The 7,674-nt window shown below is 43.2% G+C and carries 7 protein-coding genes and 2 pseudogenes; 6 read left to right on the top strand and 3 right to left on the bottom strand.

Features of this window, described 5'->3' with window-relative positions:
• Positions 1 to 10 precede the first annotated feature (10 nt).
• A pseudogene (locus tag QZV86_RS13860) lies at positions 11 to 324 on the bottom strand (transposase).
• A gap of 331 nt (positions 325 to 655) precedes the next feature.
• Between QZV86_RS13860 and QZV86_RS12885 the strand changes: the two are divergent.
• Both QZV86_RS12885 and QZV86_RS12880 read left to right on the top strand, forming a co-directional pair.
• Positions 656 to 1,048, top strand: a complete 393-nt coding sequence (locus tag QZV86_RS12885; RefSeq protein ID WP_295628900.1) for a hypothetical protein — start codon at positions 656 to 658, stop codon at positions 1,046 to 1,048.
• 283 nt (positions 1,049 to 1,331) lie between these two features.
• The gene (locus QZV86_RS12880) at positions 1,332 to 2,180 is read left to right on the top strand and encodes an endonuclease/exonuclease/phosphatase family protein (RefSeq protein WP_295628897.1); all 849 of its coding nucleotides are present in this window, start codon (positions 1,332 to 1,334) and stop codon (positions 2,178 to 2,180) included.
• 71 nt (positions 2,181 to 2,251) lie between these two features.
• Here QZV86_RS12880 and QZV86_RS12875 read toward each other — a convergent pair whose 3' ends face one another.
• Entirely contained in the window at positions 2,252 to 2,635 is a 384-nt protein-coding gene (locus QZV86_RS12875; RefSeq protein WP_295628894.1) for a lysophosphatidic acid receptor, read from the bottom strand.
• A 361-nt stretch (positions 2,636 to 2,996) separates the two neighbouring features.
• On the opposite strand from QZV86_RS12875, the gene QZV86_RS12870 reads away from it, so the two are divergent.
• From QZV86_RS12870 to QZV86_RS12860, 3 genes are all read left to right on the top strand, one after another.
• Positions 2,997 to 3,608, top strand: coding sequence for an SCP2 sterol-binding domain-containing protein (locus tag QZV86_RS12870; protein ID WP_295628891.1), 612 nt, complete (start codon positions 2,997 to 2,999; stop codon positions 3,606 to 3,608).
• 126 nt (positions 3,609 to 3,734) lie between these two features.
• A complete protein-coding gene (gene ubiB / locus QZV86_RS12865; RefSeq protein WP_295628888.1) occupies positions 3,735 to 5,249 on the top strand; it encodes a ubiquinone biosynthesis regulatory protein kinase UbiB in 1,515 nt (504 codons plus the stop codon).
• 161 nt (positions 5,250 to 5,410) lie between these two features.
• Positions 5,411 to 5,719: a (2Fe-2S) ferredoxin domain-containing protein gene (locus tag QZV86_RS12860; protein WP_295628885.1), complete on the top strand. Its 309-nt coding sequence runs from the start codon at positions 5,411 to 5,413 to the stop codon at positions 5,717 to 5,719.
• Between the two features lie 39 nt (positions 5,720 to 5,758).
• Here QZV86_RS12860 and QZV86_RS12855 read toward each other — a convergent pair whose 3' ends face one another.
• The gene (locus tag QZV86_RS12855; protein WP_295628882.1) at positions 5,759 to 7,039 is read right to left on the bottom strand and encodes a DUF2130 domain-containing protein; all 1,281 of its coding nucleotides are present in this window, start codon (positions 7,037 to 7,039) and stop codon (positions 5,759 to 5,761) included.
• Between the two features lie 435 nt (positions 7,040 to 7,474).
• On the opposite strand from QZV86_RS12855, the pseudogene QZV86_RS12850 reads away from it, so the two are divergent.
• Positions 7,475 to 7,618: pseudogene (locus QZV86_RS12850) on the top strand (IS3 family transposase); the annotation flags it as partial.
• Positions 7,619 to 7,674 lie beyond the last annotated feature (56 nt).

Genomic DNA, 7,674 nt, shown 5'->3' with positions numbered 1-7,674 from the left:
CAAAATTCAATTAGCACAAACAGCTCTTTCTGGTCAGTTTTGGGTTAGCGTCAACAGATTGATCTTCATTCAGCAAATCATCCCAAGCATACGCTTGTGTTAATCGTGTCCTGAAACGAGACAGTACCGAATGATCTGGAGCATCGTGTTCCAGATCAGGCCCAAAAACCGCATCACGCGCAGATTCGCGTTAGTCATGTCTTCAACGGATTCATCACTGAGTCCACCATGCCAGATTCTTGCCAGCAACATCTTGAACAGCAGCAACCCAGGATAGGCAGGACGGCCTGCGGCATCATATGTGGGGACATAATATTCAGCGATTGCTTTTTCTATCGGTTCTCAATCAATCAGGTAATCGATTTGATTGAGGAAGCTTACTTTGCGGGTACGGCGGGTGGCATCAAACTCTGAAAAAAATTATATCAATTAACTCAATAATATGATTCAAAAAATTATTACATCATCATCCGCACCTGAAAATGACTCTAACCGTGCAAAGTTCTTTTTTTATGAAAAATTTATTAAAAATCTATTGACGAGGAAAATTTTCCCACATACAATTCATTTGTGCGTGGGAAATAATCACACACATACTTTAGGCATTGAATCTAATGAACCGTGTAATTTAAAAGCTAACTTCTAGGAGAACAAAATGAAATTATCAATAATGAAAACTTCAACAGCTCTAGCAGCCGTTTTAGCAGTATTTGTAACCTCACTCCCTGCAACCGATGCAAACGCCGCAGACATTCGTGTAAAATGCGAGACAAAAGCAAACCGATCAAAAGTTTCTGTGGATGGAAGTAATCTAGTAGCCGGAAACTACATCGCTAAAATCATATCGGGCAGTCACACAAAAAAATCTGGCCCTAAATCTACTGTAGGTGATGAAGTAGAATTTGATTTTGATAGTGACCCAGCAAATGTTGCTGCTGGCGCGACTCGAATCAGTCGTACTTTTATTCAAGGCCAAGTAACGGGACAACTCATCAACGAGCAAGGATTTACAGTAGCTCAAGCTACTAGAGCTTGCCGCTCAAAGTAGAAGGCCGAGGGCTGCTTGGATTGTTGGTCAAACTCAAGTAGCCAAAGCCAAGCCCTGGAGTGCCATTATCCCCTCCGGTATCTTCAGGGCTATTTGCAAATATATTATTTGTACTTTTGTACGCATCATACAAATTTCCACACCGTGATACATTTCAGTACTGCACCTGAAACAAACACCTCGATTCTATACGAGCAAGCACAAATCAATACGACTAAAATTTTGCTGGTGCCTTTGTATATTCTCGCCAAGACGAATAAAATTATTTAACAAATAAAAAATCATGAAACTGTTGAGCTGGAACATCCAATGGGGACGTGGAATGGATGGACAAGTCGATCTTGCACGCATCATCCGGACGATCCGTCAGATAGACGAATTTGATGTCATTTGCCTGCAGGAAGTCGCGGTCAATTTCTCCAGCCTGCCGGGCAGCCGGGGCGAGAATCAGGTTGCTGAACTTTCAGCACAATTGCCCGGTTACACTGCAATCTATGGCGCAGCCACCGATGTGCCGGGCAGCCGTGGTGGACGCAGCCAGTTTGGCAACGCCATATTTACCCGCTTGCCTGTTGGTCAAGTTTGGCGGCATCTGTTGCCGTGGCAGGCAGAATTAGCTACCCCCAGTATGCAGCGCGTACTGGTGGAAGCCGTCGTGACAACGAATATTGGTCCCTTGCGCACCATGACCACACACCTCGAATACTATTCACAGCACCAGCGCGAAATCCAGATCGACGCCATTCGGCGCTTGCATCAAGAGGCTTGCGCGATGTCGCAACGAAAATTTCTAGCTGAGGAACGAAGCAAAACTTTCGAAGCCTTTCCCAGATCGGCAGAAGCAATCTTGTGCGGCGATCTCAACTTCCCTGCCACAGCACCTGAACGCGCACAGATTCTGGAGTCTTTCAACGATGGCACCCCCAGCTTTCACGATACTTGGTCGGTATTGAATCCCGGCACGCCACATGCACCAACCGTTGGCATCCACCCGGTAGATTTTGTCGACCGTCCGGAATGTTATGATTTTGTGTTGATTACCAGTGGATTAGTGAAACACCTGAAAACGCACGGCATTGATGCTGAAACAAAAGCTTCGGATCATCAACCGGTGTGGATTGAGTTGAGGTAAAAGCGATCTCGTAGAAAAAATGGAAAATAGTTTTTGCCGCTGGCAAAAATAAAATCTACCGCCTTACTTCTTTACTTGGAAACAGTAATGCGCTTAGTTGACTCCATTTGCGTACTCCGTAAATAGCCTAAATAACAACCTGCCAGCATTCCTAAAACCCAACTGAGAACAACAAGTGTGGGCATTAGATGCGAATCGTTCGTATCGCGAAACCGAGTTATTAATACCCCAAGTGGTGTTGCACCTAACAATATAAAAACGCAGATTCCCAGCGTCCCTTTACTCCAACGATACACTGCGTAGGATAGCAACAGAAATGGTAATGCCATAACTAATTGCATAGACCAGGAAATGCCACTCCAAAGTAATCCGAAACCAAGGAATGACAATAGAAAACCATTCACAAGCGCGCACAAGGCAATGAATATATTGTGTGTATTTGATTTTTCTTGCATATTAACAACCAATTATTACTAAACGATTTGTTAAATAATTCAGCATCCTGCATGCTCCCTAACAGCAATAAAGTTATCTTAAAGCTAACCTTTCGTTGAAATTATAATTCCAAGCTTCAATCCTGCAATGACGATACCATTGATAAGATAGTCGATCTAACAGTCAGAGTAAAACATTAAGGCATATTGAGAACCTATAATCAATTCAAATTAAAATGCTATACTCGCAAAGCCATTGTAAGCTTGAGGAGAAAGCTGATCAATTTCTAAAATAGAGTTAAATTTTGCATGAAAAAACTGAGCAAAAAATGTGCAGCTATTTCTTCTGTTCCTGCTATTACAATTTTAAAAATTACATAGAATGCTGACAACCGCCGTAATCACTCCGATCAATCATGTTTTGCGCAGTGAAAGTTGGGCATCGAAGCGATTGCAATCTTTTTCTGGTAAAACAATCTGCGTCCAGATTTCTCCATTAATTAATCTTAAAATGCTTATCGACACAGCGGGTGAATTACAGAAAATTGATGAATCTATGAATGTAGATGCAACACTGACATTATCCCCGCTAATACTGCCAAGATTGCTGACCCGGGAATTAAATGCATTCGCGCAAATAAAAACTGCTGGTAATCCAGCTTTGGTTGAAGAATTGATCAATATCGGTAAGCAAATCGACTTCAAAGGAATCCTTGAACACGATCTTAGTAATGCAATCGGAGACATACCAGCGCACCGAATCGCCCAAACGAGCGAGCATCTGGTGCAATGGCAAATAAAAAATATTGATCGCTTTGCTCAGACATTGATCGAATATTTGACAGAAGAAAATGTTTTTTTAGTCAAACCTAACACAATCTTTCGATTTTCACGAGAAATCAATAATATAAAACTCCATATTGAACAACTAGAACGGCGGTTAAATAAATTGGCGAAACAGAGTGCTTCCGCAAATGAACAGACAGTCCCATGAAGCAGACTCTTCTTATCGAATGGCAATGCGCAAATGACTGTAAAATCAGACTCGGATAACAAATACCTGAAACATTCTAACTAACTTTTTTGGCACCATTCTTCCTTACCGATTATTGATTCACTCATGCGCCTATTCCGACTTCTAAAAATTCAATTCGTCGCCTTCCAATTCGGATTGGATGAATTTGTCTTAAACCATAGCCGTTTGCGAGTGCTAAGAATCATTGTGAGAACATTGACTTTCTGGCGGAAACTGGATAAACCGCGTGGAGAGAGATTACGATTGGCTTTAGAAAAATTAGGCCCTATTTTTGTCAAATTTGGCCAGATGCTATCCACTCGCCGCGATCTCTTACCTCACGATATCGCTGATGAACTGGCGAAATTGCAGGATCAGGTTCCCCCATTTTCTTTGCAACTCGTATTATCAACATTAGAAAAAGAATATGGTCGGAAAATCAATGAAGTATTTTTCAAATTTAATGAAACACCAATAGCTAGCGCCTCCGTTGCACAAGTCCATTTTGCGGTCTTGCACGATGGAACCGAAGTGGCGGTAAAAATATTACGCCCTAATCTAGGGCCTACTATCACACACGACGTCGCGTTGATGGACACAGGCGCCTGGTTGGCGGAAACCCTCTGGTCGGACGGAAAACGCCTAAAACTGCGGCAAGTGGTCTCAGAGTTCGCTCGCCATTTAGATGATGAGCTTGATCTGATGCGCGAAGCAGCCAACTGCAGCCAATTACGCAGAAATTTTCTGAATTCTCCATTGCTGCTGGTGCCAGAAGTCTATTGGGATTATTGTCGCAACGGTGTAATGGTGATGGAACGCGTCAAAGGCATCCCTATCAGTCATGTTGAAGAATTAACGATACAAGGGGTTGATATCCCCCAATTGGCACGTGTTGGAGTGGAAATATTTTTTACCCAAGTATTTCGCGACGGCTATTTTCACGCCGATATGCATCCGGGAAACATCTTTGTCGGTCAGGATAGTCGATATATTGCGGTTGATTTCGGCATTATGGGAACACTCAGTGATCAAGATAAAAACTATTTGGCACAAAACTTTCTGGCCTTCTTTCGTCGCGACTACGGGCGCGTTGCGCAAGCTCACGTTGAAGCCGGCTGGGCGCCAAAAAATACTCGCGTAGATGATTTTGAATCTGCCATACGCGCTGTCTGCGAACCCATCTTCGACAAGCCGCTAAAAGAAATATCATTTGGGCGAGTTCTGTTCCAACTGTTTCAGGCCTCGCGGCAATTTAATGTCGAAATCCAGCCTCAATTAGTATTACTGCAAAAAACACTACTCAATATCGAAGGCCTTGGCCGTGATCTGGATCCAAATTTGGATCTCTGGAAAACCGCTAAACCGTTCTTAGAACATTGGATGGCTGAGCAAATTGGCCTGCGCGGACTTGCCAGCCGTATGCAAAAAGAAGCCCCGAATTGGGCAATTATCCTGCCGGAATTTCCTCGCCTGATACACCAAGCTTTTGCGGAAAACCGCAATCATGATTTAGAAAAAAGAATGACCGACTTGGTCATCGAAGAGAAACGACAAAATCGACTACTGTTGCTTATTGCAATCTTGCTGGCTGGATTACTGGCTTGGCAAATACTCCACTGACTCGCTTCAATCTTGAATTTTTCCACAGAAAAAATATTCTTCTCGTGAAAGCAATTCTTGATTAATATTAGAAATACTACACACCGCATCACCAATCAAATTTGAACAAGAAAATTACGTTAAACTAGCAATTCACTTTTTCTAACTTCAATATCATCTTCATGAGTTATTATCAATATCATGTCTTTTTCTGCACCAATCAACGTGAAGGTGGTGCCAAATGTTGCAATAATTTCTGCGCCCAGGAATTGCGCGATTATGCCAAACAGCGTATCAAATCATTAAAACTCGATGGTAAGAAAAAAATCCGTGTGAATAATGCTGGGTGCCTTGATCGCTGCAGTGAAGGTCCAGTTATTGTGGTTTATCCCGAGGAAATTTGGTACACCTATATCGATCAAGAAGACATTGATGAAATCATCGATGAACACTTGCTTAAAGGAAATATTGTTGAGCGTCTTAGAATCTGATTTCAACTTAATCTTAGGGAATTTTGCTGCTTGGTATCGTCAGTCAGTGTCTCTGACTTCAAGTGCAGCCAGTTCCAGTCCCTCAATTTCTTGCAATGATTTGCCCGCAATCCCCTGCAAATCTCCATACATGCCCACTGTTGCCGTCATCACGCGCTCAATCTGCTCCTCACGTTTAGCCCATTGTTTCATAATCACTTTGCGCTCCCTTTCTAGGTCTTCCTGCAGGGTAGAAAACGCCTCGACAATCGCTTCCACGCGCTGACGGAAACGCGGACCGGTAAGGTATTGGTAAACCATCTCGGTTTTGGTTTGCTGGCCTTCTGACGACTGGCGCGCGAGCGCAACTTCCAACAAGGATTGACGTAGAATCATCGCTACCGGCAGTGCAGCACGCGGGTGAGCAACCCAGACACCTTCAATCAATTCAAATGTTTCAGTGCCTTTCGGCAGGCTATGGCTTACAATAATAGCGATTTCTGCTTTCGCAGCGCGTTGATCATCACGCAGCTTCACCAACCAAACATCGCTCCAATTCTTGGTACGTTTGAATTCCCACAAGATGACGCCGCATGGTTGACCGCCTGCACCGACAACACGATGCAACACATCCCCGCCATATTCACCTTTGGGAACCGGCTCAATTGCATCATAAGGAAATTTTATGCGTAACAGGTTTTCCAGTTCGAGTTCCTGCACTTCTCCTTGCAGTTGTTGCGAGCCCTGCTCAGCCCTGCGTTTGAGATCTTCGATCTGTTTTTGCATCGCGGCAATGGTTTGCTCCTTTTCCATCACCTTGAATTTTTGTTCTTCTTCGGCTTCTTTTTTGGCGAGTGAACGAACTTCGATCAGTCCATCCTGCACTCTTTTGGCAACCGTGAGCTCCAGCTCGCGCTTAGCGTCATCGAGTTCACGCTGTTTCTTGATCAATTCGGCTTGCGCCTGTTGTGCTTGCGCGAGTTTTTCTTCGCGTACTTTCAACACTTCTTGTAATTCGATCAGTTCATGCGCCTTGCTTTCCAGTTCGGCGGCACTGGCCAATTTAGCCTTGCGAGATTCCTCTGCAATCACGCGCGCACGCTCTGTTTTCAATTGCTCTGCCACTTGACTAGCCACTAGATCTTCTAGCTTACGTTTGTCCTCAATTAATTGCTTTTCTCTATCGCGCATTGCCTGTTCGCGTTGAATAATTTCACTGTTCTTTTTCGCCAACTGTTGTTCAAACTGTTTCCGCGTTGATTCAATCAGGGGAGCTGCCAATGATTCGGTAAGTTTAATTTCAGTTTTACAATTTGGACAGGTTATCGTTGGCTCTGTCATAACACTATTTCTCCTGTTAATGGCAATGAGACTGCTCGTTATGTTTTATAACGAATTAAATAAAAATCCAAAATTGATTCATAAGGTTAAATTCCAGATTTATATAATATCGCGCAGTAGCACGCCGCTTCTTTAGTAGATAACTCTCTGAACATTTATATCAAATTAAGAAATGAGGTGCTACTAGCAACTCACCAGCGAACAACGATATTAGATTTACGGGTAAATTCGCGATGCAAAATGAAACCAGAAGAAATAAGTAGTATTCTAAATTAAAATAAACGATACCGAACGACAAATGAGTTCGGTTCCGAAAAATATACCCAACCAAGCAATTATTCTTACAGAAGTGGTCACACAAATTCGGACAGTCCTTTAAGTGGTAATCTTGCTCAACCCAAGTCGTACAATAGGCGACAAAAAAGAAACGAGAGTATGATAAGGACGAAAAGGAATCACGCAGCGGGATTCAAAGCCAAGGTGGCCATAGCGGCGATCAAGGGTGACAAGACACTAGCTGAGTTAGCGGAACAATTCGATGTGCATCCGAATCAGATTTCGGAATGGAAACAGCCGTTATAGGAATCTGCAATTAATGTATTCGGGAGTAATTCGAAAGCAAAGACCGCTGGGCC

The sequence above is a fragment of the uncultured Nitrosomonas sp. genome, assembly GCF_902826915.1.
In the GTDB taxonomy this organism is placed as follows: Bacteria; Pseudomonadota; Gammaproteobacteria; order Burkholderiales; family Nitrosomonadaceae; genus Nitrosomonas.
The sequence above is the reverse complement of the archived record's forward strand: the minus strand, read 5'-3'. Positions and strand labels throughout refer to the sequence as shown.

Coding starts and splice junctions, on each gene's coding strand:
- QZV86_RS12880 (WP_295628897.1), top strand. CDS start 1,332: ATGAAACTGTTGAGCTGGAACATCCAATGGGGACGTGGAATGGATGGA.
- QZV86_RS12855 (WP_295628882.1), bottom strand. CDS start 7,039: ATGACAGAGCCAACGATAACCTGTCCAAATTGTAAAACTGAAATTAAA.
- QZV86_RS12885 (WP_295628900.1), top strand. CDS start 656: ATGAAATTATCAATAATGAAAACTTCAACAGCTCTAGCAGCCGTTTTA.
- QZV86_RS12870 (WP_295628891.1), top strand. CDS start 2,997: ATGCTGACAACCGCCGTAATCACTCCGATCAATCATGTTTTGCGCAGT.
- QZV86_RS12875 (WP_295628894.1), bottom strand. CDS start 2,635: ATGCAAGAAAAATCAAATACACACAATATATTCATTGCCTTGTGCGCG.
- QZV86_RS12860 (WP_295628885.1), top strand. CDS start 5,411: ATGAGTTATTATCAATATCATGTCTTTTTCTGCACCAATCAACGTGAA.
- ubiB (WP_295628888.1), top strand. CDS start 3,735: ATGCGCCTATTCCGACTTCTAAAAATTCAATTCGTCGCCTTCCAATTC.